The organism is Alcanivorax hongdengensis A-11-3, from assembly GCF_000300995.1.
Classification (GTDB): Bacteria; Pseudomonadota; Gammaproteobacteria; order Pseudomonadales; family Alcanivoracaceae; genus Alcanivorax; species Alcanivorax hongdengensis.
This window is the reverse complement of sequence record NZ_AMRJ01000003.1, coordinates 178962-204485: the sequence shown is the minus strand read 5'-3', so window position 1 is coordinate 204485 and position 25524 is coordinate 178962. Positions and strand designations below refer to the sequence as shown.

The 25524-nt window shown below is 63.7% G+C and carries 25 protein-coding genes and 1 riboswitch; of the genes, 11 read left to right on the top strand and 14 right to left on the bottom strand.

The window, feature by feature from the left end; translation table 11 throughout:
• Positions 1-3: 3 nt before the first annotated feature.
• Positions 4-216, top strand: a riboswitch (cobalamin riboswitch).
• A complete protein-coding gene (locus A11A3_RS17665; protein WP_157375303.1) occupies positions 182-358 on the bottom strand; it encodes a hypothetical protein in 177 nt (58 codons plus the stop codon). Its footprint overlaps the riboswitch before it by 35 nt.
• Between A11A3_RS17665 and A11A3_RS04115 the strand changes: the two genes are divergently transcribed.
• The 6 genes from A11A3_RS04115 (at position 357) to A11A3_RS04090 (ending at position 7015) form a co-directional block, all read left to right on the top strand.
• Positions 357-2180 carry a TonB-dependent receptor domain-containing protein gene (locus tag A11A3_RS04115; protein WP_008928006.1) on the top strand — a complete coding sequence of 608 codons (1824 nt, stop codon included), beginning with the start codon at positions 357-359 and terminating at the stop codon, positions 2178-2180. The genes A11A3_RS17665 and A11A3_RS04115 overlap by 2 nt on opposite strands.
• Positions 2181-2203: 23 nt before the next feature.
• Positions 2204-3088 (top strand): cobalamin-binding protein, encoded by an 885-nt coding sequence (locus tag A11A3_RS04110; protein ID WP_008928005.1) that lies wholly within the window; start codon positions 2204-2206, stop codon positions 3086-3088.
• Entirely contained in the window at positions 3075-4055 is a 981-nt protein-coding gene (locus tag A11A3_RS04105; protein ID WP_008928004.1) for a FecCD family ABC transporter permease, read from the top strand. The genes A11A3_RS04110 and A11A3_RS04105 overlap by 14 nt, the downstream gene beginning before the upstream one ends.
• Positions 4055-4843, top strand: coding sequence for an ABC transporter ATP-binding protein (locus A11A3_RS04100; RefSeq protein WP_008928003.1), 789 nt, complete (start codon positions 4055-4057; stop codon positions 4841-4843). The genes A11A3_RS04105 and A11A3_RS04100 overlap by 1 nt, the downstream gene beginning before the upstream one ends.
• Positions 4844-4846: 3 nt before the next feature.
• Positions 4847-5458 (top strand): cob(I)yrinic acid a,c-diamide adenosyltransferase, encoded by a 612-nt coding sequence (gene cobO / locus A11A3_RS04095; protein ID WP_008928002.1) that lies wholly within the window; start codon positions 4847-4849, stop codon positions 5456-5458.
• A 93-nt stretch (positions 5459-5551) separates the two neighbouring features.
• Positions 5552-7015, top strand: a complete 1464-nt coding sequence (locus tag A11A3_RS04090; protein ID WP_008928001.1) for a cobyric acid synthase — start codon at positions 5552-5554, stop codon at positions 7013-7015.
• A 252-nt stretch (positions 7016-7267) separates the two neighbouring features.
• Here the strand turns inward: A11A3_RS04090 and A11A3_RS04085 are convergent, their stop codons facing one another.
• Both A11A3_RS04085 and A11A3_RS04080 read right to left on the bottom strand, forming a co-directional pair.
• Positions 7268-8443: a YbfB/YjiJ family MFS transporter gene (locus tag A11A3_RS04085; RefSeq protein ID WP_008928000.1), complete on the bottom strand. Its 1176-nt coding sequence runs from the start codon at positions 8441-8443 to the stop codon at positions 7268-7270.
• A gap of 50 nt (positions 8444-8493) precedes the next feature.
• Complete coding sequence (locus tag A11A3_RS04080) at positions 8494-8964, bottom strand: nuclear transport factor 2 family protein (RefSeq protein ID WP_008927999.1); 471 nt, start codon at positions 8962-8964, stop codon at positions 8494-8496.
• Between the two features lie 99 nt (positions 8965-9063).
• On the opposite strand from A11A3_RS04080, the gene A11A3_RS04075 reads away from it, so the two are divergent.
• Together A11A3_RS04075 and A11A3_RS04070 are read left to right on the top strand one after the other, a co-directional pair.
• Positions 9064-9927 (top strand): LysR family transcriptional regulator, encoded by an 864-nt coding sequence (locus A11A3_RS04075; RefSeq protein WP_008927998.1) that lies wholly within the window; start codon positions 9064-9066, stop codon positions 9925-9927.
• 40 nt (positions 9928-9967) lie between these two features.
• Positions 9968-10627: a class I SAM-dependent methyltransferase gene (locus A11A3_RS04070; RefSeq protein ID WP_008927997.1), complete on the top strand. Its 660-nt coding sequence runs from the start codon at positions 9968-9970 to the stop codon at positions 10625-10627.
• Between the two features lie 70 nt (positions 10628-10697).
• Here A11A3_RS04070 and A11A3_RS04065 read toward each other — a convergent pair whose 3' ends face one another.
• Positions 10698-11186 carry an FKBP-type peptidyl-prolyl cis-trans isomerase gene (locus tag A11A3_RS04065; protein ID WP_008927996.1) on the bottom strand — a complete coding sequence of 163 codons (489 nt, stop codon included), beginning with the start codon at positions 11184-11186 and terminating at the stop codon, positions 10698-10700.
• 139 nt (positions 11187-11325) lie between these two features.
• Between A11A3_RS04065 and moaA the strand changes: the two genes are divergently transcribed.
• Together moaA and can are read left to right on the top strand one after the other, a co-directional pair.
• Positions 11326-12321, top strand: coding sequence for a GTP 3',8-cyclase MoaA (moaA, locus tag A11A3_RS04060; RefSeq protein ID WP_008927995.1), 996 nt, complete (start codon positions 11326-11328; stop codon positions 12319-12321).
• 37 nt (positions 12322-12358) lie between these two features.
• On the top strand, positions 12359-13006 hold the full coding sequence (gene can, locus A11A3_RS04055) for a carbonate dehydratase (protein WP_008927994.1): 648 nt from the start codon (positions 12359-12361) through the stop codon (positions 13004-13006).
• A gap of 39 nt (positions 13007-13045) precedes the next feature.
• Here the strand turns inward: can and A11A3_RS04050 are convergent, their stop codons facing one another.
• From A11A3_RS04050 to A11A3_RS04010, 9 genes are all read right to left on the bottom strand, one after another.
• Positions 13046-13603 carry a c-type cytochrome gene (locus A11A3_RS04050; protein WP_008927993.1) on the bottom strand — a complete coding sequence of 186 codons (558 nt, stop codon included), beginning with the start codon at positions 13601-13603 and terminating at the stop codon, positions 13046-13048.
• A gap of 125 nt (positions 13604-13728) precedes the next feature.
• The gene (locus A11A3_RS04045) at positions 13729-14448 is read right to left on the bottom strand and encodes a copper resistance protein B (RefSeq protein ID WP_040296684.1); all 720 of its coding nucleotides are present in this window, start codon (positions 14446-14448) and stop codon (positions 13729-13731) included.
• Positions 14445-16355 (bottom strand): copper resistance system multicopper oxidase, encoded by a 1911-nt coding sequence (locus tag A11A3_RS04040; protein WP_008927991.1) that lies wholly within the window; start codon positions 16353-16355, stop codon positions 14445-14447. Before A11A3_RS04040 ends, A11A3_RS04045 begins: the two co-directional genes overlap by 4 nt.
• A gap of 39 nt (positions 16356-16394) precedes the next feature.
• Positions 16395-16751, bottom strand: a complete 357-nt coding sequence (locus A11A3_RS04035) for a hypothetical protein (protein ID WP_008927990.1) — start codon at positions 16749-16751, stop codon at positions 16395-16397.
• A gap of 23 nt (positions 16752-16774) precedes the next feature.
• Complete coding sequence (locus tag A11A3_RS04030; RefSeq protein ID WP_008927989.1) at positions 16775-17404, bottom strand: LysE family translocator; 630 nt, start codon at positions 17402-17404, stop codon at positions 16775-16777.
• 37 nt (positions 17405-17441) lie between these two features.
• Positions 17442-18122, bottom strand: a complete 681-nt coding sequence (locus tag A11A3_RS04025) for a Fe2+-dependent dioxygenase (protein WP_008927988.1) — start codon at positions 18120-18122, stop codon at positions 17442-17444.
• A 127-nt stretch (positions 18123-18249) separates the two neighbouring features.
• On the bottom strand, positions 18250-20544 hold the full coding sequence (locus A11A3_RS04020) for a catecholate siderophore receptor Fiu (RefSeq protein ID WP_008927987.1): 2295 nt from the start codon (positions 20542-20544) through the stop codon (positions 18250-18252).
• 342 nt (positions 20545-20886) lie between these two features.
• Positions 20887-21246, bottom strand: a complete 360-nt coding sequence (locus A11A3_RS04015) for a cupredoxin domain-containing protein (RefSeq protein WP_008927986.1) — start codon at positions 21244-21246, stop codon at positions 20887-20889.
• Positions 21243-23723 (bottom strand): heavy metal translocating P-type ATPase, encoded by a 2481-nt coding sequence (locus tag A11A3_RS04010; protein WP_157375300.1) that lies wholly within the window; start codon positions 23721-23723, stop codon positions 21243-21245. Before A11A3_RS04010 ends, A11A3_RS04015 begins: the two co-directional genes overlap by 4 nt.
• Before the next feature lie 178 nt (positions 23724-23901).
• Between A11A3_RS04010 and A11A3_RS04005 the strand changes: the two genes are divergently transcribed.
• Positions 23902-24501 (top strand): outer membrane beta-barrel protein, encoded by a 600-nt coding sequence (locus tag A11A3_RS04005; protein ID WP_008927984.1) that lies wholly within the window; start codon positions 23902-23904, stop codon positions 24499-24501.
• A 99-nt stretch (positions 24502-24600) separates the two neighbouring features.
• Here A11A3_RS04005 and A11A3_RS04000 read toward each other — a convergent pair whose 3' ends face one another.
• On the bottom strand, positions 24601-25524 hold the full coding sequence (locus tag A11A3_RS04000) for an imelysin family protein (RefSeq protein WP_008927983.1): 924 nt from the start codon (positions 25522-25524) through the stop codon (positions 24601-24603).

Below are 25524 nucleotides of genomic sequence, written 5' to 3'. Positions count from 1 at the left end.
GGTAATTTCGCGCCACCTTCAGGTGCCCGGCGTGTGCAAACGCTCGGGTTAAACGGGAAGTCGGTGCCTGCTTTTTGCCAATCCGACGCTGCCCCCGCAACGGTGATTGAGTAAACCGCGATCGTAGTGCCACTGTGCATTTGCATGGGAAGGCGACCGTGGAGAGGTTCGGCCTCGCTCATCAGCCCGGAGACCGGCCGGAAGGAGAGGGGATCGGCGCGCTGTTGCCGAACCAGAACCAGACGTTGCGGTGGGCAGCGGCGGGGGCGCGATACACCGCCCGCCGGTGTCGCCCCTGTTGCGCCTGTCGCGGCAAAACCGCCGTGCGGGTGAGCTCGGCAACAGGGGATCTTTCCATGACGTTTCGTTTTCTGACGGTGCTTGCCGTTTTTCTGCCGTGGGCCGTGCAGGCCGATGAACCCGTCTCCCATGACCAGTATGCATTGCTGGACCCGGTGGTCGTGACGCCCACGCTGACCAGCCTGACCACTCAGGCGTCATTGTCTTCGGTGACCGTGATCGACCGCCAACAGCTGCGTGAACAGCAGCCGGCGGAACTGACCGATATCCTGCAGGGCCAGCCTGGCGTGGATGTCAGTGGCAACGGCGCCTTCGGCAAGACCACCGGGCTTTATCTGCGCGGCACCGCCAGCAATTCCACCCAGCTGTTACTGGATGGCGTGCGGTTGCGCTCGGCCACCGCCGGCAGCCCTTCCTGGCAGTATCTGCCGCCGCAACTGATTGATCGGGTGGAAGTGGTGCGCGGACCCCGTGGCAGCCTTTACGGTGCCGATGCGGTGGGTGGGGTGATTCAGGTCTTTACGCCCGAACAGCCGGGTAGCTGGCTGGACTTCGGTGGCGGCAGTTTCGGCTCGGTGAATACCGGTGCCGGCACCGCCGGCGAACAGGGTGGCACCTTCTACAGCGTCGGCATCAACCGTTTCAGTACCCAGGGCACCCAGGTGCGGGCCCACAGTGAAGACCGTGGTTATGACAACACCGCCGGCATTGCCCGGCTCGGTCATCGTTTTGATGACCGTGGCAGCGTCAGCGTGATGGGCTTTCACAGTCAGGGCAATACCGAATACGAAGGCAGCAACCCGGAGGACAAGCGCGACACGGATTATGCCCTGGAAGTGGCGGCCCTCAACGGCGACCTGTGGCTCAATGACAACTGGCAGAGCAAGCTGGTGATCAGCCAGGCGAAGGATGAGTCCCAGGACTTTGCCGACGGCGACAAGAACGGCACCTTTGATACCCGTACCCGCACTGCCAACTGGCAGAACATTGTGCTGGCAGGCGACCAGCAGTTCATCGTCGGTGGTGAATATCAACGTGACGAGATCACCAGTGACAATGATTACGACGTCACCGATCGGGACAACCGGGCGGCCTTCATGCAGGCGCTGCTCACCGCCGGCCCGGCGGACCTGCAGGCCAGTCTGCGTTATGACGACAACGATGCCTATGGCGAAAAGACCACCGGCGCCGCCGCGCTGGGGTATCAGTTTCTGGATCACTACCGGGCGCGCCTCAGCTATGGCACCGCCTTCAAGGCACCCACCTTCAATGATCTCTACTACCCGGATTCGCCGCCCTACTATTACAGCAACCCGAACCTGAAGCCGGAGAGTTCCGCCTCCACCGAGGCCGGCCTGCGTGGGCAATATCAGTATTGGTACTGGGATCTGGCGCTTTACCAGACCCGTATTGATGACATGATCACCTATGATGCCTCCGCCGCCACCTCGCTGAATGTGGACAAGGCGCGTATCAAGGGCGGTGAGCTGGCCATGGGGCTGGAGTGGCAGGACTGGCGCCTGCGCGCCGCCTTCTCGGCGCTGGACCCGCGGGATGACGCCACCGATAACGTACTGATACGCCGGGCCCAGCGCACCGGCCGGCTGGATGTGGACCGGCACCTGGGCAGACTGACCCTGGGTGGCACGGCCAGCTTTCAGGGCCATCGTTACAACGATGCGGCCAACCAGCAGCGCCTGCCCGGTTACGGCCTGGTGGACCTGCGCGCCCGCTGGCAACTGACCCGCCAGTGGTATACCCAGCTCACCGTCAAGAACGTGCTCGACAAGCGCTACAGCACCTCAAAAAACTTTGCCGGCTGGAACTATCTTAACGCCGGCCGTTCGGTATTCATGAGTGTGCGCTACGATGTGCGTTAACTGAACCGGAGACCGGAGTCGCCATGTTGCTGATCCGCCTGCTGATTGCCCTGTCCGTGCTGCTGTCCGCCTCCTCCCTGTGGGCGGCGCAACGCTGTGTCACCGATGATGCGGACCAGCACGTCTGTGTGCCCCGGGCAGCCAGCCGCATTGTCGCCCTGTCACCGGGAGCCACCGAGCTACTGTTTGCCGCCGGCGCCGGTGACCAGGTGGTGGGCGCGGTGACTTTCAGTGACTACCCGCCGGCAGCCAAAAATCTGCCCCGGGTGGGCAGCTATCAGCGGCTGGATCTGGAGGCCATTGCCGCCCTCAAGCCCGACCTGGTGGTGGCCTGGCGCAGCGGCAACCCGCAGGTGCAGACCCGCAAGCTGCAGAGTCTGGGCCTGCCTGTTTACTACAGCGAGCCTCGCCATATCGAGGATATCGCCACCAGCCTGGAGCGGCTGGCCACCCTGGCGGGTAGCGAGCAGACCGGTCAGGCCACGGCGAAAAGTTTCCGCGACGGCATGGCGGCCCTGGGCGCCCGTTATCAAACGGCACTACCGGTGCGGGTGTTCTATCAGGTCTGGAAGGACCCGCTGATGACCGTCAACAGCCAGCACCTGATCAATGAGGTGATCAGCCTGTGTGGCGGCGTTAATGTGTTTGCCGACCTGCCGCGTCTGGCGCCCAGAGTGAGCCGGGAAGCGGTACTGGAAGCCAACCCGGAAGCCATTGTCGCCGGCGGCATGGGTGAGGAAAACGACCACTGGCTGAAGGACTGGAAAGCCTTCCCGGCTATGGCGGCGGTACAGCGCGGCAACCTGTTCTTTGTCTCCCCCTCGACCCTGCAGCGCCCGTCGCCGCGCCTGCTGATCGGCGCCCGTACCCTCTGTACCCAGCTGGAGACCGCCCGTGGCCGACGCTGAGTCGAAGCGTCGGCTGATTCTGCTGGCCTTGCTGCTGCTGGCGCTGCTTAGCCTGGCGGTGGCGGTGGCCGTGGGTAGCGTGGCGGTGTCCCCGACACAGTTGCTGGCGGTCCTCGGTGGCGGCGGCGAGCCGTTACACCATGACTTGATTCTGACCCTGCGCGGGCCGCGGGCAATGGCGGCGTTTGCCACCGGCGGCCTGCTGGCGCTGGCCGGCGCGCTGATGCAGATTCTGCTGCGCAACCCACTGGCGGACCCCTATGTGCTGGGCGTCTCCGGTGGCGCCGCCGTGGCGGCCCTGCTGGCCCTGCTGTGTGGCGCCGGTATCACCCTGGTATCCGGCTCGGCCTTCGCCGGCGCCCTGTTGTCCACCTTGCTGGTGTTTGGCCTGGCCCACGGCGTGGGCGGCTGGACGCCGACCCGGTTACTGCTCACCGGCGTGGTGGTGGCCGCCGGTTGGGGCGCCATGGTGACTTTCATGCTGGCGCTGAGCCCGGCCCGGCAGTTGCCCGGCATGCTCTACTGGCTGATGGGCGATCTCAGCTATGCCGGCAGCCCCTGGCCGGCCTGGCTGGTCCTGGTCCCGGCCCTGCTGCTGACCCTGCCACTGGGGGGCAGCCTTAATGTGCTGGCCCGGGGGCCCTTGCAGGCGGCGGCACTGGGGGTGGCGGTGCGACCCCTGCAGTGGCTGCTCTACGGATTGGCCAGCCTGCTCACCGCCATGGCCGTGACCACCGCCGGCAGTGTCGGGTTCGTGGGGCTGGTGGTGCCGCACATGCTGCGCCTGCTGCTGGGCAATGATCAGCGCCTGATCCTGCCCGCCAGTGTGCTGGCCGGTGGCAGCCTGCTGACCCTGGCCGATACCGTGGCTCGCACGGCGCTGGCCCCGGAGCAATTGCCGGTGGGAGTGATTACCGCCCTGCTGGGGGTGCCGTCCTTTCTTTACCTGCTTTACCGGAGTCGCTGATGGCCACGCTGACCGCCCAGCAACTGGTCATGGACGTGCCGGGCCGACCGGCGGGTCGCCCCCTGGACCTGACCATCGAACCGGGGCAGCGCTGGGGCATACTCGGGCCCAACGGTGCCGGCAAAACCACCCTGCTGCATACCCTGGCCGGCCTGCGCTCGCCCCGCGCCGGGCAGGTACTGCTGGACGGTCGTGCCCTGCCTGCCCTTTCCCATCGGCGTCTGGCCCGCCAGCGTGCGGTGGTGTTCCAGGAACGCCAGGACAGTTTTCCTGCCACCGTGATGGAGACCGCGTTGATCGGCCGGCATCCCTACCTGTCGCCCTGGCAATGGGAGGGTCGCGAGGATCACCGGCGGGCGCTGGCGGCGCTGGAGGCGCTCGGTCTGACGCCGTTGCGCGATCGTCTGGTCAGCACCCTGTCCGGCGGCGAGCGCCAGCGAGTGGCGCTCGCCACGGCGCTCACCCAGGCGCCTTCCCTGTGGCTGGTGGACGAGCCCACCAATCATCTTGACCTGCATCATCAGGTGGCGGTGATGGCGTTGCTGGCCGAGCAGGCCGACCGCGGGGCCGCCGTGGTGATGTGCCTGCATGATCTAAACCTGGCGGCGCGCTGGTGCGACCACCTGTTATTGCTCTACCCCGATGGTGAGCTGTGCTTCGGCCCGGCCGCCGACATGCTGGTGCCCTCCGCGCTGGAAGCCCTCTATGGTCAGCGCCTGGCGGTGGGCCAGGTGGATGGCGCGCCCGTCTTTGTGCCCACCGGCGGCCTGCCCGCCAACAAGGAATAATTCATGCGTGATGACATCAATCCCGAGGACCGCCATGCCTGGCGGATGCAGAAGAAACAGCAAATCATGCGCGAGCGCATCGCCCGTGCCGACAAGGACCAGGGCATCCTGCTGGTGCTGACCGGGCCGGGCAAGGGCAAGAGCAGCTCCGGCTTCGGCATGCTGGCCCGGGCCCTGGGCCATGGCATGAAAGTGGGCGTGGTGCAGTTCATCAAGGGGGCGTTCAGCACCGGCGAGGAAGCCTTTTTCCGCCACCTGCCCAATGTGGACTACCACGTCATGGGCGAGGGCTATACCTGGGATACCCAGGATCGGGACCGGGACGTGGCCGCCGCCCGGGCCGCCTGGCAGATAGCCCGAAAGATGCTGCGTGACGACAGCTACCAGCTGGTGCTGCTGGATGAACTCAATATTGCCCTGCGTTACGACTACCTGGACCGGGATACGGTACTGGACGACCTGCAGAATCGCCCGGCCATGCAGCATGCGGTGGTGACCGGGCGCTATGCGCCGCAGGAACTGATCGAGCTGGCGGATACGGTCACGGAAATGAAAGTGGTCAAGCATGCCTTCAAGGATCAGGGTGTGCGCGCGCAGAAGGGAGTGGAACTTTGAATCAATGGATAATTGATCATTGAGAATTGATAGCTCAGATCGAAACCACTAAGGAGTTATCAATTGTCAATTCTCCACTCTCCATTAACCTTGATGGTTCAGGGCTGCACCTCCGATGCCGGCAAGAGCACGGTGGTGGCGGCGTTGTGTCGGTGGTTTGCCCGGCGGGGCTATTCGGTGGCGCCATTCAAGCCGCAGAACATGGCGCTCAACAGTGCCGTGACGGTGGACGGCGGCGAGATCGGCCGCTCCACCGCGTTGCAGGCGCTGGCCTGCGGCGTGCAACCGCACAGTGACATGAACCCGGTGCTGCTCAAGCCGCAGAGCGACATGGGGGCCCAGGTCATCATCCGTGGCAAGGTGCTGGGCAATATGCAGGCGCTGGATTACCACGCCTACAAAAAGACCGCCCGCGAGGCGGTGCTGGCCGCCTGGCAGGCCCTGTCGAGCCGTTACCAGGTGATCGTGGTGGAGGGGGCCGGCAGCCCGGCGGAAATCAATCTGCGCGACAATGACATCGCCAACATGGGCTTTGCCGAAAGCGCCGATTGCCCGGTGATCCTGGTGGCGGATATCGACCGCGGCGGCGTCTTTGCCCATCTCACCGGGACCCTGGCATTGCTGTCCGAGAGCGAACAGGCTCGCACCCTGGGGTTTGTCATCAACCGTTTCCGCGGTGATCTGTCCCTGCTGCAGGGCGGGCTGGACTGGCTGGAAGGGCGCACTGGCAAACCGGTATTCGGCGTGCTGCCGTACCTGCACGGCCTGACCCTGGACGCGGAAGATGCGGTGGACGAACAGGGTGACCATGAAGCGGGCGCGCTCAATGTGGTGGTGCCGCTATTGCCGCGCATGAGCAACCACAATGACTTCGATCCATTGCGCCTGCATGGGCAGGTCAATCTGCGTTTTGTGAAAATGGGCGAACCCTGGCCGGCGGCGGATCTGGTGATCGTGCCTGGCAGCAAGGCGACCCGCGCTGATCTCGATTTCCTGCGCACCCAGGGGTGGGATAAACAGATAGAGAAACATCTTCGCTACGGTGGAAAGGTGCTGGGTATTTGCGGCGGCTTCCAGATGCTGGGCCAGTCCATCGATGACCCGCAGGGGCTGGAAGGCGAGCCCGGTTGCAGCGAGGGGCTTGGCTGGCTGGCCATGAGCACACGACTGGTGCCCGGCAAGCAGCTGCACAACGTGCAGGGCGTGTTGCTGCCATCCAGGGCTCCGGTGGCCGGTTACGAAATTCATAACGGTGTCAGTGACGGGCCGGCCCTGGCCCGGCCCCTGTTGCAACTGGGTGACCGCAACGACGGCGCCATCAGCGAGGATGGCCAGGTCATGGGCTGTTATCTGCATGGCCTGTTTGATGACCCGCAGGGCTGCCGGGCGATACTGGCCTGGGCCGGTCTGCATGACGGCGTGGCGGTGGATTATCACCACCATCGCCAGCAACAGCTGGACCGGTTGGCGGATCACATCGAGCGGCACCTGGATATGCCGGCGTTACTGGAGCGGCTGACGGTAACCCGGCCAACGGTTAAACCCGCAGCAAAATAGATTGCCGGTCGCCGCGCAAGAAAGAACGATGTGTCGCCTTGTTGCAGGAGGCGGCTTGCCGCCGAACAGGGTTTTCGCGTGCCAGCATGCTCCCACTCAAACCAAAGCGACCCTCTTGAGCCAACCGGTTTTTGTAGTCGCTTGCTGGCAAGCGAAAGAGGATAAACCTTCGCCTGCAAGCAGGCTCCCACAACATCAGGAGACTCGAAGGGGGATTCAGAATCTCCTAACAGGCTTTTTTTCAACAGCCTGCTAATGCCGATGCTGAACCGACCGTGGCGAAGCCATCAGCCCTGCGCCCAACTGTATCAGCGCCGCCAGCAACAGCAGGCTGCCGCCGAGCCAGAAAATCAGCAGGTCACCGCCGGGCCGTGAATACAGCGCTGCCATCACATAGGCGCTGATGGCCTGCATCAGTGCAAAGATGGCCGTGGCGCGGCCCCAGCTCTGCGGATAACGCTCGGTGGACACCAGTTCGCTGACCCGCCCGGCGGTGCTGGCCACCATGCCGGGAATCAGGGCGCCGACCAGGAACGATGACAGGCTGGTACTGATCAGGCCCGGCAGGGCAAAGGGCAGCAGGATAGCGGTGCCCTTGGTACCCAGGGCGGTGAAGAAGGTCCATTGCCAGCCCAGCAGTCGCGCCATTGCGGCGATCAGAAAAGGCCCGCACAGGGCGCCCACCGCGAACAGACCCCACTGCATGCCGGCCTGCCAGTGGCTGAAGCCACGGTGATGCTCGAGAAAATCCACCCAGAATACGGTATGCGGCACAAAGCCGCCGGCATCCAGGGCGTAACACAGATAGACCAGCAGCAGGGCGCGGCTGGCATGGGCGGGCATCGGCGGGTGGCCGCCGGCCGGGCGATGATCCGGTGCCGGCCAGTGTTGCCAGACCAGTACCACCGGGATCAACGCCACCAGACCGATGGCCAGCCAGGTGGCGCCGGTGCCGGCATGCAACAGGGCGGGCGCCAGCGTGGCCGACAGCAGCACGCCAATGCCGACACCGGTAAAGATCAGCGAACCGGCCTGCTTGCGTTTTTCCACCGGCAGATTGTGCAGCACCAGGGACGGCGTCAGTACCATCAGGAAGGCCCCGGTGACGCCGGCCACCAGCCGCCACAGGCTGAACCACCACACCGGCGCCGCCCAGCTGCTGGCCAGAAAACTGATCGCCACCAGCAGGGTGGACAGGCGAATCACCCGGCTGGCGCCCCAGCGCTGGCCCACCCGGCTGGCACAGACCGCGCCCAGCAGATAGCCGAGCAGGTTGGCGGCGCCGGCAAAGCTGGCCTGGCTTTCGCTCAGCCAGCCGGATTCGATCAGGCCCGGCAGCAGGGCGGCGTAGGCAAAGCGGCCCAGGCCGATACCGGCCAGGGTGGCGGCGATGCCCATCAGTAACAAGCGGGTGGCGGGTGTGCGCATGCAATCCTCGGGGTTCTGGCGGTGGGGTGCGGAGCATGAAGGGTTTGTGCTTAAAGGCCAAGCGCACTCAGCGACGGGTGATCCTCCGGCCGGCGGCCGAGAGGCCAGTGGAACAGGCGCTGGTCGGCGCCAATGGGCAGATCATTAATGCTGGCCAGACGCTGGCGCATCAGACCCTGGTGATCGAACTGCCAGTTCTCGTTGCCATAGGAGCGAAACCAGTTGCCGCTGTCATCATGCCATTCATAGGCAAAGCGCACCGCAATACGTTGGTCGCAGAAGGCCCACAATTCCTTGATCAGCCGGTAGTCCTGTTCCCGCTGCCATTTGCGACGCAGGAAGTCCGCGATGGCCGTTCGTCCCTGCAGGAATTCATTACGGTTGCGCCATTGGCTGTCCGGGCTGTAGGCCAGTGCTACCCGGTCAGCATCACGGCTATTCCAGGCATCTTCCGCCAGGCGTACCTTGCATGTGGCGCTGTCATGGTCGAACGGCGGAAACGGCGGGCGTGCTTCGTTCATGGGGGCTCCCGGTTGCGGTGAAGGGCCAGTAGAGCAGACTTTATGAATCATAAAAAATGATTTATTTTGATTTCGATTATCTCTATTTGTGAAATCGTTATGCAGCTGCGTTCCCTGGAAATGTTTGTCGCCCTGGCCGAGCTGGGCAGCTTCAATGGCGCGGCGGAGCGGCTGCACACGGTGCAGTCCAACGTCAGCGCCCATATCAAGAAGCTGGAGAACGAGCTGGCGGTACAGCTGCTGGCCCGGCGCAACCCGGCGGTGCTGACACCGGCCGGCGACCAGTTACTGAGCTACGCCCGGCAGCTGCTGGCCCTGCATGACCGGGCGCTGGACAGCTTTTCCCCGGGCGGCGCCGTGCACGGCCGCCTGCGCCTGGGCAGCCTGGAAACCACCGCCGCGGTGCATCTTCCCCGGGTGCTCAGTGCCTTCAGTGCCAGCCACCCGGCGGTGCAGGTGACCCTGACCACGGCGCCCAGCGGTGACCTGCTGGATGCGTTGCGCGGCGGCCAGCTGGATGCCGCCCTGGTGGGGCTCGATGAAGTGGGCACCGGGCTGCAGAGCCGGCCCGTGTTTGAGGAGCAACTGGTTCTGATCAGCGGTGATCCGCTGCCGGCCCTGCCTGGTCCCGAGCAACTCGGGCAGCTGGCATTTCTGTCCTTCCGCCAGGGTTGCAGTTACCGCCAGCGCATTGAGCAGTGGCTGGCGGAGGCCGGAGTGCAGGCGCCGCATATCCACGAGTTCGGCAGTCTGGATGCCATTGTGGGTTGCGTCAGTGCCGGCATGGGCGTGGCGCTGGTGCCCGCCACCACCGCCGAGCATTACCGGGCACGCAGTGGCCTGCACAGCTACCCGTTGCCGGCCCGGCTGGCCAGCGTTACCACGCGCCTGGTGATGCCGCCGGCGGCTCAGTGCAGCCGTGCCTTGCTGGCCTTTGCCAATGGTGACTGGTTTGCCCGTTAACTGCAGTAGAGTGTGACATTCAATGATCAGGGAGACAGCAATGAACAAGGATGCGGCGCATGCCGGGCAAGCAGCCTATACGCCTTTTACCTTGCCGTTATACGACAGACTGGTTCTGGGCGCTTCATGTCGCTGGTTATGGCGTTGCCCCTCGGAGCGGATTCTTGACCATTACCAGAAACAGGTCAGTAGCAACCATCTGGATGTGGGCGTCGGCAGTGGTTATTTTCTTGACCATGTGGCGTTTCGTAGTGACCGTCCGCGCCTGGTTCTGATGGACATGAATGCCAATAGTCTGGCGTTCTGTTCCCGGCGGATTGCCCGTTATTCCCCCAAGTTGCTGCAATCCAATGTGCTTGAACCCATTGATTTTGACGGCGCTCGATTCGATTCGCTGGGGATGAACTTTCTTCTTCACTGTCTTCCCGGGGATATGCATGGCAAGGCTCGGGCGCTGGACCATCTGAAGCCTCTGCTTAACCCCGGGGCGCGAGTTTTTGGCGCCACCCTGTTGCACGGTGGCGTGGAACGCAATCTGCCGGCCCGAGGATTGATGCATCTTTATAACCGGCGAGGAATCTTTTCCAATCGCGAGGATTCCCTAATGGCACTGGAGCGCGAACTGCAGGGGAGATTCGATGCCGTGGAAATTCATGTTCAGGGGTGTGCGGCCCTGTTTGCCGCCAGGGTCAAGGATTGAACGCGCGTTTCTCTGATGCACAAAAAAGGCTCCCTCAGGGAGCCTTCTTCATAACGGACTGTCGTCGATCTTAGTGATCGTGGCCGCCCGGGCCGTGTACGTGGCCGTGTTCCTGCTCTTCATCGGTGGCGTCACGCACTTCGGTGACTTCCACGGCGAAGTTGAGGGTTTCACCGGCCAGCGGGTGGTTGCCGTCCACGGTAACCTGGTCGCCTTCCACGGCGGTGATGGTGAAGATGCGCGGACCGGCTTCGGTCTGGGCCTGGAACTGCATGCCGGCCTGCAGGTTGCCGTCGGCACCTTCAAAGGCGGAAGCCGGTACCTGCTGGATCAGCTGCTCGTGGCGCTCGCCATAGCCTTCTTCCGGGGTCACGGTAACGTCCATCTTGTCGCCGGCCGCCTTGCCGGTCAGCGCCTTTTCCAGACCGGGCACAATGTTGCCGTGGCCGTGCAGGTAGGCCAGGGGCTCACCGCGCTGCAGGGAAGAGTCGATGGTTTCACCGGCATTGTTGGTCAGGGTGTAGTGAAAGGACACTACCTTGTTGTCAGAAATTTGCATGGGAACCCTTTTGGGGTAAGTGAATGGCGAATGTGGAACATCCGGAAAAGACAGCCATTCTAACAGGAGCCCGGCGGGGCTGACCAACCGGGCCCCGGCGGTTAGGGCAGGCTGGCCCGGGCTTTGCTACACTCGGGCCATGAGCCAGAGCCCCCTGCAGGACCGTTTCGGGCGCGTGATCGACTATGTGCGCCTGTCGGTGACTGACCGCTGTGACTTCCGCTGTGTCTATTGCATGGCGGAGGACATGACCTTTGTGCCCCGCGAGCGGGTGCTGACGCTGGAGGAGGTGGCGCGGCTGGCCCGGATGCTGGTGTCGCTGGGGGTGCGCCGTATTCGGCTCACCGGCGGCGAGCCGCTGGTGCGCCGGGGGGTGGCGGATCTGGTGCACGAGATTGGTGCACTGGACGGGCTCGATGAACTGAACATGACCACCAACGGCGCGCGGCTGGGCCATTTTGCCGACACCCTGCGCGCCGGCGGGCTGAGCCGGGTCAACATCAGCCTGGACTCACTGGACCCGGACCGCTTCCATGCCCTGACCCGCACCGGCCACCTGCAGGACGTGCTCGATGGTATCGAGGCGGCCCGCCAGGCGGGCTTTCGGCGTATCAAGCTCAATAGCGTGATCCTGCGCGGCCGTAACGAGGACGAGGTGCCGGCGCTGGTGGATTTCGCCCTGCAACGCGGACTGGATATTTCCTTTATCGAGGAAATGCCGCTGGGCGAGATCCAGGAGCACGATCGCGCGCTGGCGTTTGTGTCGTCGCAGGCCCTGCGTGAACAGATCCGCCGCTACCACTCTCTGGTGCCGCTGGCGGAGAAAAGCGGCGGCCCGTCGCGCTATTGGCAGGTGCCGGGGCACGACAGTCGCATCGGTTTCATCTCGCCGCACTCACAAAACTTTTGCCATTTGTGTAATCGCGTGCGCATTACCGCCGAGGGTCGTATGCTCTTGTGCCTGGGGCATGAGCACAGTGTGGATCTGCGCGCGGTGCTGCGTAGCCACCCCGATGATGACGGCCCGCTCCGCCAGGCCATCATCGACGCCATGGCCATCAAGCCCGAGCGACACGACTTTTCCCTGGCCCCGGGGGAGCAGTTGGTACGCTTCATGAATATGACCGGCGGTTAGCGTTATTCAGCCAGTAACCCTGTACAAGCGAGAAATCATGAAATCCCTGCCTCAGCTGTTTGCCAACAACGAAAACTGGCGCCACGACATCGAGAAGGCGCACCCCGGCTTTTTCAAGGCCCTGGGGGAGCAACAGAGCCCTGAATTCCTGTGGATCGGCTGCGCCGATTCCCGCGTGCCCGCCAACGAGGTGGTGGGGCTGATGCCCGGTGAGCTGTTTGTTCACCGCAATGTGGCCAACCTGGTCAACCACACCGATTTGAACCTGCTGTCGGTGCTGCAATTCGCCGTGGACGTGCTCAAGGTCAAGCACATCATGGTGGTGGGGCACTACGGGTGTGGTGGCGTGAAGGCCTCCATGGAGGATGCCCCCCACGGCCTGATCGATAACTGGCTGCGCCAGGTGCGCGAGCTTTACCTGCGTAACCGCAGAGCCCTCAAGGAGCTCGGAGACCCCAAGGCCCAGCTGGATCGCATGTGCGAACTCAATGTGGCCCGCCAGGTCATCAATGTGTCCAACACCACGGTGGTACAGGAAGCCTGGCGTCGTGATCAGCCGCTGACCATCCATGGCTGGATCTATGGCATTGGCGATGGCCGCCTGCAGGATCTGGATATCATGGTGGAAAACAACGGCCAGCTGCGCGAGCTGGAGAATAACGAGTACGGTAATTACGACGGGTAAAAGTGGAAAGTGGGGCCCGCGTAAGCGGGCCTATCTCGGTCAGAGATGATGATGGTCGTGGTCATGATCATCATCGTCGCCCTCATCGCCGCCCAGATTCGCAGTCAGTTTTTGCCACTGGGCGGCATCCATTTCAGGCAGCTTTTTCAGTAACGCCACCATATCCCAGATTTTTTCGTCGCTATGCGTCTCGCCCCAGGCCGGCATGCCGCTCATTTTGATACCGTGTTTGATAATCCAGAAGGTCTGGCGTGGATCGTGGATACCATGTTCAGCCAACTCCGGCGGTTTGGGGTAAAGGCCCGGCCGCATTTCACTGTCTTGCATGCCTGGCGCAAGATGGCAACCGGTGCACATGGCGTTGTAATGCTCAATGCCCTCGGCCAGCCGTTTTGGATCATCCAGATCCTCGGGCACCTGGACGTCTTCGGCACGGCGCTCTATGGACCGCTCGCGGGCGTAACCGAGCAGCTTTTCGGTTAGTGACCAGTGTGGTTCGTCGGCGGCCACATTGTAGCTGCCGCTGACCATCAGCCCGGTAGCGACCAGCAGGGCAGCCAGTGTGGCAATACTCAGGGTAACAATTACTGTTTTCATCGTCTGTTTCCTTGTTGACGGGACTTGTGAAAAGCCTCATTACGGTGTGTTTGCGCCATTTCCTTGATACTGGCCTTGACGGGTAGCCAAACAGGCTATTTGTCAACGGCCTGTTTGGTAAACGGTCAGTACCAGGCCCGGATGCCAGCGACCAGGCTGGTGGTCTGGATGTCCTCGCCGGCGGCGCGGCTGAAATCGGCGGTATCTCCATATTGCCGTTCCCAATTCACGCCGATGTAGGGTGCAAAACGGCGTCGAATTTCATAGCGAAGCCGTAGACCTCCCTCCAGAGTGGTCAGCCCGGTGCCGATGCCGTTACGGGTATCCTCCTTGCCGTAAGCATTGGCCTCAAGGCGGGGAGTGAGAATCAGGCGCTGAGTGAACAGCAGTTCGTATTCCGCCGCCAGCCGCAGTTGGCTTAGGCCGGCCTCTCCGATAAACAGGGTGGCATCCATTTCGAAGCGGTAGGGAGCAAGGCCTTGTACTCCGATGCTGCCCCAGTCACGGTTGGGGTGATCTGGTTTCCAGTCACGGCGGGCACCCAGTTGCCAGTCCCAGAACGGCGCAAAGGCGCGACTCCAGGCGATTCGTGTTTCAGCCCGTTCAGTGCCGTTATCCTCTCCAGCGCCGGTCAAATAATCGCCTTCCGTGGCAAAGTACAGCTTGTCGATATCGCCGCCATACCAAGCGGATAGGTCCCAGGCAAATTGGGTGCCGATATCCAGGTCGCGGGCTTCCAATCGGTCTAGTAATACCTTGCTGAAGGCGGGCTCGTGTTTGTCCATGGCCTGTGTCGGCGTGATTGTCAGCAGCGGGAGAAGACCCAGTATCCATCTTGCTCTCATGCGTTTTCCTCCCCGTCGATGACTCGTACTTCGCGGAACATGCCGGCCTGCATGTGGTACAGCAGGTGGCAGTGATAGGCCCAGCGGCCCGGGGCGTCGGCGCGAACCAGATAGCTGACTTTCTCGCCCGGTTTGACGGTCACCGTGTGCTTGCGCAGCAGCTTGCCATCGCCCAGCTCCAGGTCGCTCCACATGCCATGCAGGTGAATGGGGTGGGTCATCATGGTGTCGTTGACCAGGGTGATGCGCACCCGCTCGCCATGGTGCAGTTGCAGGGGCACTGAGTCGGCGAACTTGATGCCGTTGAAGCTCCACATGTAGCGCTCCATATTACCGGTCAGATGCAGCACGATATCGCGATCGGCGTGACTGCTGTCCGGCGGACCACCGGCGGTTTCCACGTCGGCATAGGTGAGTACCTTCCACTGGCGATCACGCAGGCCAGGGCCTGGGTCATCCAGCATCGGCTGGGGCATCATGGCACGCATGTCGACGCCGGGACCGTGTTCACTGGCGGCATGTTCGGTGGCGCTTTGTCGTGCGGGCAGGTCCGGGTTGTGCGGATCTTCGGCGAACGGAGCCCCTCTCTTGTCCGAGTCCATGTGCATGGTATGGCTTTGCCGTTTGTGGGGCATGGCCATTGCCGTCATGCCGTCCTGGTGCTCATCCATGTTGTCCATGGCGCTCATGGACATGCCGCCTTTGTGATCCATGCCGGCCATGTGCTCATCCATGTTGTTCATCTTGCCCATGTCCATGCCGTCCATCTTCATGGTGCTCATATCCATGCCCATGTCGCGGGCAGTGAGCAGGGGCGGCTTGTCCATGGCCGGGACGTCAGCCTGCAGGGCCGGGTCCGGGGTCAGGGTGCCGCGCACGAAACCGGAGCGGTCGATGCTCTGGGCAAACAGGGTGTAGGCCCGGTCGCCTCGGGGTTCGACGATCACGTCCAGGGTTTCCGCCACGCCCAGGCGGCACTCATGGAAGCTAACCGGCGTCACGGGCTGGCCATCCATGGCCACCACGGTCATGTCCAGACCGGGAATGCGGATATCGAAAAAAGTCATCGCGCTGGCGTTGATAAAGCGCAGGCGGATGCGCTCGCCGGGATGGAATTGCAGGGTCCAGTTGTCCGCCGGGCTGCGGCCATTCATCAGGTAGGTGTAGGTATAGCCGGTGACATCGGCAATGTCGCTCTGGCTCATGCGCATGGTATTCCACATGTGCCGGTCCTTGAGGGTCTGTACCAGCCCCTTTTCGCGCATGTCATGCCAGGTGTCGGCCAGGGTGCGTTCATGGAAATTGTAATAGTCACTCTGTTTTTTCAGGGTGGCGAAGATGTGCTCCGGGGAGGCGTCACTCCAGTCGGACAGCACCACCACTTCGTCCCGGTCGACCGGATGCGGGTCCACGGTTTTCGGGTCAATGACAATGGCACCGTAGATACCGGTCTGCTCCTGGAAGCCGGAATGACTGTGATACCAGTAGCTGCCGCTCTGGCGTACCGGGAAGCGGTAGGTGAAAGTCTGCCCCGGGGCAATGCCGTCATAGGACAGGCCGGGCACGCCATCCATCTGAAACGGCAGCAGGATGCCGTGCCAGTGGATGGAACTGGTTTCCGGCAACAGGTTGGTCACCTTCAGGGTGACGGTGTCACCCTCGCGCCAGCGCAGGGTGGGGCCGGGAAGGCTGCCATTGATGGTGGTGGCCGGGAGGGACTTGCCGGTGATGTTCACGTCGGCACCCCCCAGGGTCAGGTGAAAGGTGTCACCGTGCAGGGTGGCGGCGCCACTGTGCCCCTGACGGGCCAGCAGGGTACGGGGCATCAGCCCCAGGCCGGCAGCGCCCAGGGCCAGGCCCTGCACAAAGCGCCGTCGCGGCACAACAAGCTGCGATTTGCGTTGCATGAAATGCTCCTGATTGTCTGTTCGAGGTGGAAACGCGAATCAGGCAGTCAGGATCGGGGGGCGCCAGGGCGGGTGCGGGTTGCCGGCCTGCGGGCCGGGGCTTGCGGCGGTCAGGAAGCTGGCAGTGGGGGGCTCGTTGCTGGCCAGTGTCTGCGCAGGCAGGGCACTGCTGATCTGGCAGAGAGACAGGCAGTGGCAGGTCTGGCCATGGTCACAGGCCATGCCGGTGCCGTGCGCGGTGGTGTCATTGCCCATCTGGCAGTGCGCCATGGGGTCGCCCTGCATGGGCATCATGCCGGCGGCGCCACTGGCCGGCAGCCACAGGGTCACCGCGACCAGCAGCAGTGCAAGCAGGCTGGCGAGGGACGACCGGTTGTGGCGATTATCGGTATTCATGGTTCTTATTATGCACGTTGGGGTTACCCCCAGGTCAAGCTTAAGGCGCGAATCATGACGCTGACGGCGATCACCAGCAGAAGCACGGCGGTGGCCCGTTCCACCCAGTGGTGGTGTTCACGCAGCCAGGGCAGCAGCCGGCTACGGCCCAGCATCAGGGCCACCAGCACATACCAGCCACCATCGATGACCATGGAGGTCAGCACCATCTGGCCGCGGGCCAGGTTGCCCATGTCGCGGTGCAGGAACTGGCTGAACAGGGCAAGGAAGAACAGCGCCACCTTGGGGTTGAGAAAGGCGATCATGAAGCCGTCGCGGGCGGCGCTGTGCAGCGCCCGGGGCTGGGGTTGCGGCACCGGGGTGCCGGCCCGGCCTGCCTGCCAGCTTTTCGCCGCCATCCACAGCAAGAAGACGGCGCCGGCCAGGCTCAGCAGCAGGTCCAGTTGCGGGTATCGGTGCAGCAGCAGGGCCAGGCCGGTGACGGTGGCCAGCGCCCACAGACCGATCCCCAGGGCATGGGTGACGCCGGCCACGGCACCGGCATTGGCGCCGCCGTGCAGGGTATGACGGGTAATCACTGCCAGGCTGACGCCCGGCGTCATGGCGCCCAGGGCGCAGATGCTGGCCAGCAGCAGCCATTCGTGTAGGGCCATCGACAGCTCGCAGTCCGTGGCGGGGTAGGTCGGGCGGTCAGGTTTCCGCCCACTGGCGCAGAAGATTGTGATAGACGCCGGTCAGTTGCAAGAGGGCGTCGCTGTCGGCGCCGGTCTGGGTGAGCCGGGTGATAGAGGTATCCATCTCGAACAGCATGCGGCGGCGGGCATCGTCGCGGATCATGCTCTGAATCCAGAAGAACGAGGCCAGCCGTTCGCCGCGGGTGACCGGGCGCACTTCATGGAGACTGGAGGCCGGGTAGAGAATCAGGTCGCCGGCGGGTAGTTTGACTTCGTGTTCGCCGTAGGTGTCGGCAATCACCAGTTCGCCGCCGTCGTAGTCGTCCGGCTCATTGAAGAACAGTGTGCAGGACAGGTCCGAGCGCAGATGTTGCTGGCTATCAAGGCGCATGACGGCGCCGTCGATATGCATGCCGTAGGTGCCGCCGCCGCGGTAGCGGTTGAAGCGCGGCGGCAGAATGCGCAGCGGCAGGGCGGCGGCAAAGAACACCGGGTGTTGCATCAGGGTCTGCTGGATTTTTTCCGCCAGTTGCTGACGCAGCGGTGAGGCATCCGCCAGTTGCTGGTTGTGTTTTACCTGGGCGCCCTGGGCGCCAACGGTTTCCCGACCGTCCACCCAGTCCTGGCTGTTTTCCAGCGCCTGACGGATGGCAGTGGTCTGGTCGGCACTGAGCACATTCGGCACATGCAGCAACATGGTCTCTCCTTTCTGCAGGCGGCTGCTGAAAAGCTTTACGGGCCAGCTTTGCGGCAAAAACGGGTTTCAATAAACAAAAAAACGGAGCACGGGCAGGGCCGCGCTCCGTTTGTGGCGTTCCCGGGGATCAGAACTTCACATTCAGCGTCAGCAACGCGGAAAGCGGGGTGCCCGGGTTATAGCGGTAGCCACTCTTGTTGATGGAAGCCACGTAGTCCTTGTCGAACACATTGTACACGTTGAGCTGCAGGTCGGCGTTCTTGCTCAGCGGGTAGCTGGCCATGGCGTCGAACACCCAGTAGCTGTCGGTGTATTCCGGGGTGCCCACCGCGCCGTCGGAGCCGCGCTTGAGGCCGCCGGTGTAGCGGGCGCCGCCACCGATGGTCAGGTTGAACGGCAGACGATAGGTGGTCCAGCTGGTGAATGCCTTGTCCGGGGTGTAGGTCAGGTCGTTGCTTTCGTCCTGGGCATCCGCTTCGCCGTCCTCGATGGTGGCATCCATGGTGGTGAAGCCGGCGCTGACGTTCCAGTTTTCGGTGATGTTGCCCACGGCGGACAGCTCCACGCCCTCAACCTGCTTTTCACCGGTCTGGTGGTAGGTGCCGTCGGAGGGATCTTCCTCGATCAGGTTGGTGACCGTGGTGCGGTATACCGCCGCACTGAGCAGCAGCTTGTTGTTGGCCAGCGTCCATTTGGTACCCAGTTCCGCGGTCTGCGCTTCCTGGGGATCAAAGTTGGGGTTGTCGGCGCTGTTGTCCCGGTCACTCAGCTCCAGGTTGTTGCCGCCGGGGGGCTGGGCGGACACCGCGTAGTCGGCGTAGACATTGAGTTGCGGGTTGATCTTGTAGAGCGCGCCCAGCTTCCAGTTGAACAGGGTGTCGCTGGTGTCGGCATTGACCGCATCCACCACGGTGCCCACCGGTTGGCCGGCACAGGCGTCCGGGTCGCGACGCCCGCCGGTGCAGGCGGCGCTGCTCTTGTAGTCGGCCTTGTAGTGGTCCAGGCGCACGCCGGCATTGAGCTGCCAGCGGCTGCCGATATCCACGGCGTCAAACAGGTAGGCGGAGACCGTGTCGGTGGTGCCCTTGCCGGCGCTGCCATCGCGGCTGCCGCTGTAGGACAGGTTGTGATCCGGGTTGTAGAGGTTGGCATCCGGTACCGTGGCCGGTCTGGCCATGCCGGTGGTTTCCACTTTTTCCCGGGTCAGTTCCACCCCGTAGGAGAAGGTATGTGACAGCTTGCCGGTGTCCACATAGGTGACCAGACCGGTCTGGTTGGTGATGATGGTGTTGGTCTGGTTCTTCAGGTTCGGCAGGCGCCGCACGGTCCAGTCATCCGGGTTGGTGGAGCCGTTGGCGTTGACCGCCATGATGGCGCTGAGCATGTAATCCTGCTCGGTACGGCCCCAGCGCAGGGTGTTGCGCAGCTGGGTGGTGGGGCTCATGTCGTATTCGAAAATGGCGGTGGCCATGTCCACGTCCACGTCGTCATGGTCGGAATCGACGCCGTAGAAGTTGCTGGTGTCCACCCTGGGGGCATTGCTGATCTGCGGGTAGGCCGGGTCCGGGGTGGCGTAGCCCGGCAGGCCCACGGTGGCAACGCCGCCATCGGGAACATTGTTCTGGGTGACGTGCAGGTAGTTCAGGTACAGGCGGGACTGTTCATCCAGCTCGATGGTCAGTGCCGGTGCCACGCCCCAGCGGGAGTTGTTCACTTCGTCCCGGCCGGCCACGTCGCTGTCCTGGCCCATCAGGTTGAGTCGCCCGGCCACGTTGTCGGTGAGCTTGCGGTTCAGGTCCAGGGTGGCGCGTTTCTGGCCGTCGGTGCCGCCCTGTACCGAGCCGCTGTTGCGGTTGGCCATGAAGGCCTGCTTGGTGGACAGGTTGATGGAACCGCTGGGGGCGGTGCGGCCGTAGTCGGTGCCGGCCGGGCCCTTGATCACTTCAATCTGTTCCAGGTTGAAGGTGTCGCGGGACACCGAGCCCAGGTCGCGTACGCCATCCACGAAGATGGAGCTGGAGCTGTCGAAGCCGCGCATGTAGACCGAATCGCCGGTGGTGGTGTTGCCGTTTTCGCCGGCGTAGAAGGTGCCCACGCCAGCGCTGTTCTGCAGGGCTTCGGTCAGGGTGGTGGCGCCCTGGTCCTGAATCAGATCCTTGTTGATGATCTGAATGGTCTGCGGCGTTTCGGCTACCGGTTTGGCGAATTTGGAAGAGGACAGGGTGTCGCTCTTGTAATCACTGGTGGTGGTGGCGCTGACCGAAATCGGTGTCAGCACGTTGCTGTCGGCCTGGCTGTTCTGCGCTTCGGCGGCGCCGGCGGTGGAGGCCATCAGGCCGGTGAGCAGGGCGGTGCCCAGGCCAACCCCCTGGCACAGGGCGGTCTGCGCCACTGGCCGTTTACGACGAGTGATATAGGTCATTGTCCGTTCCCGTTGAAAGCATGGTAATAAAAAACGCCACGGGTTGCGGGCTGGCAGAAAGGCGGGCCGGCAGGCATGGCGATCCCCGATCTCACCGGCTCAATGGCTGGCAGTGACGCTTGGCTGGTTGAGCAAACACAAGGGTGAGCCCCGATCTGATCGATCAGTGGCGGCAGATACTAATGCTAATGAGAATGAAGTGCAATAACTCAGGTGGGAGAGATTGATTCCCAAAGAGAGTGCTGTAATGCCGTTTACTAAGCCCCCCTCTGCCGTAGGTGGGAGAGGGGCTCTTGCCGGGAAGATTGGATGCCTGGGAGGCAGTGTTGCGGCCGGGCCGGGTCAATCCACGATCAGAGTGCCCTGGTACATCTGCATCTGGCAGGTGAAGCGGTACCGGCCGGCTTGCCCGGGTGTCAGGCGGACTGCGGTTGGCTCGCCCACGGCCAGAAAGGCGCTGACATCCAGCCCCTGGAAAATCACCTGCTCGGCGCAGGGTGACGGGTCCTGCCGGTGGAACCACAGGGTCAGGGGTTGCCCCACCCGGGCGTGCAGGGTGGCCGGGTCGTAGACGCCGTCGGCCACCCGAATATGGAATTCGCCGTCCTCGCTACGCTGGCCTGGCTCGCGTCTGGCCAGCCAGAACCACCAGACAATCAGGGCCATCAGTAACAGGCCGGCCAGATTGATGATCCATGTCATGGTGTGTCTCCCCGGGATTTTCGCGCGTTGAACCACCGCAACCGGTTGGCGTTACTGACCACCGTCACCGAGCTTAGCGACATGGCGGCACCGGCAATCACCGGGCTCAGCAAGGCGCCAGTGAAGGGGTAAAGTAGCCCGGCGGCCAGTGGAACGCCCAGGCTGTTGTAGACGAAGGCGCCAAACAGGTTCTGCTTGATGTTGCGCACGGTGGCGGCGGAGATGGCAATGGCGTCGGCAACCCCGTGCAGGGAGCCCCCCATCAGGGTGACACCGGCGGACTCGATGGCCACGTCCGTGCCACTGCCGATGGCAAAGCCCACGTCCGCCTGGGCCAGGGCCGGCGCGTCATTGATGCCGTCACCGACCATGGCCACGGTGGCGCCCTGTGCCTGCAGGGCCTTGACCCGGTCGGCCTTGTCCGCCGGCAACACCTCGGCCATGACCTCATCCACGCCGGCCTGGCGGGCAATGGCGTGGGCGCTGGCGGCCACGTCGCCGGTGATCATCACCACCTTCAGGCCGGCCTGTCGCAGTCGGGCGATGGCCTCGGCGGAATCCGGCTTGATGCGGTCCGCTACCCCGATGGCGCCCAGTAGCTGCCGGTCCCTGGCCAGTAGCAGCGGTGTGGCGCCGGCGTCGGTGAGCGCGGACAGGTCCAGATTTACCGCGATTCCCTGTTCCTCCAGCCAGCGGCGATTCCCCAGGCGCAGGGTCTGCTCTCCCTGCCGGGCGCTGACGCCCAGGCCGTTGTGGGCCTGGAAAGCCGTCACCCTGGCGCGCGTCAGCGAGCGCTCGCGGGCCGCGTCGAGGATAGCGTGGGCGAGCGGATGTTCGGAGCCGGCCTCCAGCCCGGCGGCCAGCGCCAGCAGGCTGTCTTCCTGTTGACCGTCGCTGCAGAGAATGCCGCTGACCGCCGGTTTGCCTTCGGTGATGGTGCCGGTCTTGTCGAGCACGATGGTGTCCAGTTTCGCACTGGTCTGCAGGGCTTCACCGTCACGGATCAGGATGCCGGCTTCGGCAGCCTTGCCGACGCCGACCATCACCGACATGGGGGTGGCCAGGCCCAGTGCGCAGGGGCAGGCAATGATCAGCACGCTGGTGGCGACCACCAGCATGTGTGTCAGGCGCGGGTCCGGGCCCAGGTTGTACCAGAGCAGGGCCGCGGCCACCGCGATCAGCATGATGGTGGGCACGAACACGGCGGAGATCCGGTCCGCCAGGCGGCCGATGGACGGCTTGCTGCCCTGGGCCTTTTTCACCAGTTCAACAATCTGTGCCAGGGCCGTGTCCTTGCCCACGGCGGTGGCCCGATAGAGCAGGGTGCCGCTCTGGTTGAGGGTCCCGGCGTGCAGGGTGTCGCCGCTGTGCTTGCGCACCGGCATGGGTTCGCCGGTGAGCATGGACTCGTCCAGCTGGCTGTCGCCTTCCAGCACCTGGCCATCCACCGCCACTTTCTCGCCGGGGCGGATGCGCAGGGTGTCACCGGTGCGTACCTGCTCCACCGGCAGGTCCTGTTCCTCGCCATCACGGATCACGCGGGCGGTTTTGGCGCCCAGGTCGAGCAGCCGCTCCACCGCCTGGCTGGTCTTGCCGCGGGCGCGCACTTCCAGGGCCTGGCCCAGGTTGATCAGGCCGATGATCATGGCGCTGGCTTCAAAGTAGACGTGCCGGGCACTGACCGGCAGGGTCTGGGGAAACAGCACCACCGCCATGGAATAGAGCCAGGCGGCGCCGGTACCCAGCGCCACCAGCGTATCCATGTTGGCGTTATGGTGGCGAAAGGCTTTCCAGGCGCTGATGTAAAAATGCCGCCCGGCCACCAGCAGCACGGCCAGGCAGACCAGCCCCACCGCCAGCCAGGCCCAGCGGCTCTGATCGGTGACGGCCATGTCGCCGCCCAGCAGGCCCCAGGCCATCAGGGGTCCGCCCACGCCGATCCCCAGCGCGGTATGCCCCAGCAGCTGGCGGTAATGAGCCTGTTGTTGCTGGCGCTGATGCTGGCGGTGTTGCTGCGGGTCCCCGTGCATGGCACTGGCCCCGTAGCCGGCGTTTTCCACCGCCCGGATCAGGCTGTCCAGGGAGGCACTGCCCTGTACCCGGGCGCTGCGGTCGGCCAGGTTCATGCTGGCATCGGTGACGCCGGGGGTATGGCGAAGGGCTTTTTCAATGCTGCTGACACAGGAGGCGCAGGTGGCGCCGCTAATGCTCAGTTGCTGTTCGCTGGCGTCTGCCGCCGGCGCTTTACTGCTGTGCGCTGACGGTGTTGCGGTGGCGGGCGGATCTGCGGCATAGCCGCTTTCTTGCAGGGCGGCCTGCAGGGCGTCGGGGTTGGCCTCGCCGCTGATGGTCACCCGTTGGGTGTCCAGATCGACCTGGACCTGCTCGACCCCCTCCACGGTTTCCAGTGCGCGGCGGATCTTGCCGGCGCAGCCCTGGCAGGAGGCACCCTGAATGGCAAAGGTATGCTCGGACATGGTGGTTTCCTCGTTCATACCATCATTATCAAACCTGGGGGTAACCCTTGGGTCAAGCGGGCAAGCCGACAATGAAAATTTTTATAAAACCCTGATTATAAAGGAACTGTTACACGGAAATGACGTTCCCAGTTGAGGCAAGATAACGCCACTTTCTGGATCAGTGAGGATTTCCCTTATGCTGAAAAAAACGATACTCACCTCAGCCATTGCCATCGCGGTCAGCAGCCCGGCGGCCTTCGCCGAGCAGCGCACCGCGCCGGTTCGTGATAACGGCTTCTCCTACACCTATGGCCAGCTGGCCTACGACCGCTGGGACCTGGATGACGGTCAGGACATCGATGCCATCACCGGCGAAGGGGCCTTTGCCCTGGACGAGCATCTGTTCCTGCGTGGCGGCCTGAATTTCTATGATGGTGATTACCGTTACGGCGATCTGGACGGTAATCAGATCTATGGCGGCCTGGGCTTCCACACCCCGCTGCAGCGTGGCCTGGATCTGGTCGGCAGCGCCGACATCATCTATGACGATCACGACTTCGATCCGGGCGGTTCCGATGACGAGCTCGGCTACGAGCTGCGTGCCGGTGTCCGCCATGCCACCACCGACAAGCTGGAGCTGTCCGGTGGTCTGACCTACCAGGATATCTATGACGGTGATCTGGGTGTCTACGGTCAGGGTCTGGTGAAAGTGACCCCGGTGGTGGACCTGGGTGCCCGCGTCATCGTCGGCGATGACCGCGACACCTTCGGCGTGTTCGGTCGCTACAACTTCTGATCCGGCGAGGCCGGACCGGAAACGGGCAGGGACGCCCGAAAAAAAGCCCGTGGCGGAATACGTCACGGGCTTTTTTATCGCTCATGAAAGCCGCCGGACTCAGTCGCTGTCCACCGGCGGATTCAGCCAGTCATCCAGGGCGCTCCAGTCCTCGGCGTCACTGGCCTTGATGGCGTCGGCCAGGCCCGGTCGGGTCTGTTGCCACTGGTTGACGATGGCATCGGGCAGCGTGCTCACGGTGTTGATCAGCTGCTTGCCCTGAATCGCCACCGTGGCGGCGGGCACGGCCAGGTTTTCGTCGTTGTCATGATTGTTCTGCCACTGTTGCAGGCGGTGGTGCTGGTCCAGGGTGCGTTGCAGGCCGCAGGCCAGGTTGCGGTCGGTGAGTGGGCGCACATCCAGGGCCTGGATATCCTGCTGCAGTTGCGTGCCGACCAGCGCCAGGTACTGGCGGCGGCGGTCAGGGCTGTCGGCCTTGCCGGTATAGGCCTTGAGCGGCTTGAGATCGTCGCCGGGGCCCTCCAGCACCACGAACAGGGCGGCAAAGCCCAGGCTGGCTTCGCCGTCATCGGTGGCGCCGTGCTGGTTGCGCAGGCTGTCAGCGGTGAGGGCCAGGGTGGGATCATTGATCAGGCCGGAATCCGGCCATTGTGGCAGGGCGTCCAGGTAGCCGGGGTAGAGCGGCCAGCTATCCACCCGGTCGAGACGGTCCTGCTGCTCGCTGGCACAGGCGCGGCTGGCCAGCAGCAGATACGCCTGGCTGACGCTGGCGTACCACTGCCGGGCGGCCTGGCGCAGGCTGTCCAGTCGTGCCTGATCCGGGCCGGCCTGGAAGGCCGCCATGGCGCTTTGCCAGTGGTTGGCGGCGTCGGCCAGTCGCTGGTCGCCGGCCTTTTGCCAGGCATCGGTCTTGATGGCCCGTGGCGTGGCGGTGGGTGGGCTATCCGGTTGCGCCGGCGGCGGGCTGTTGTTGTCGCAGGCGACCAGCGTCAGGGCCAGCAGCAGTACGGGGAAAAAACGCAT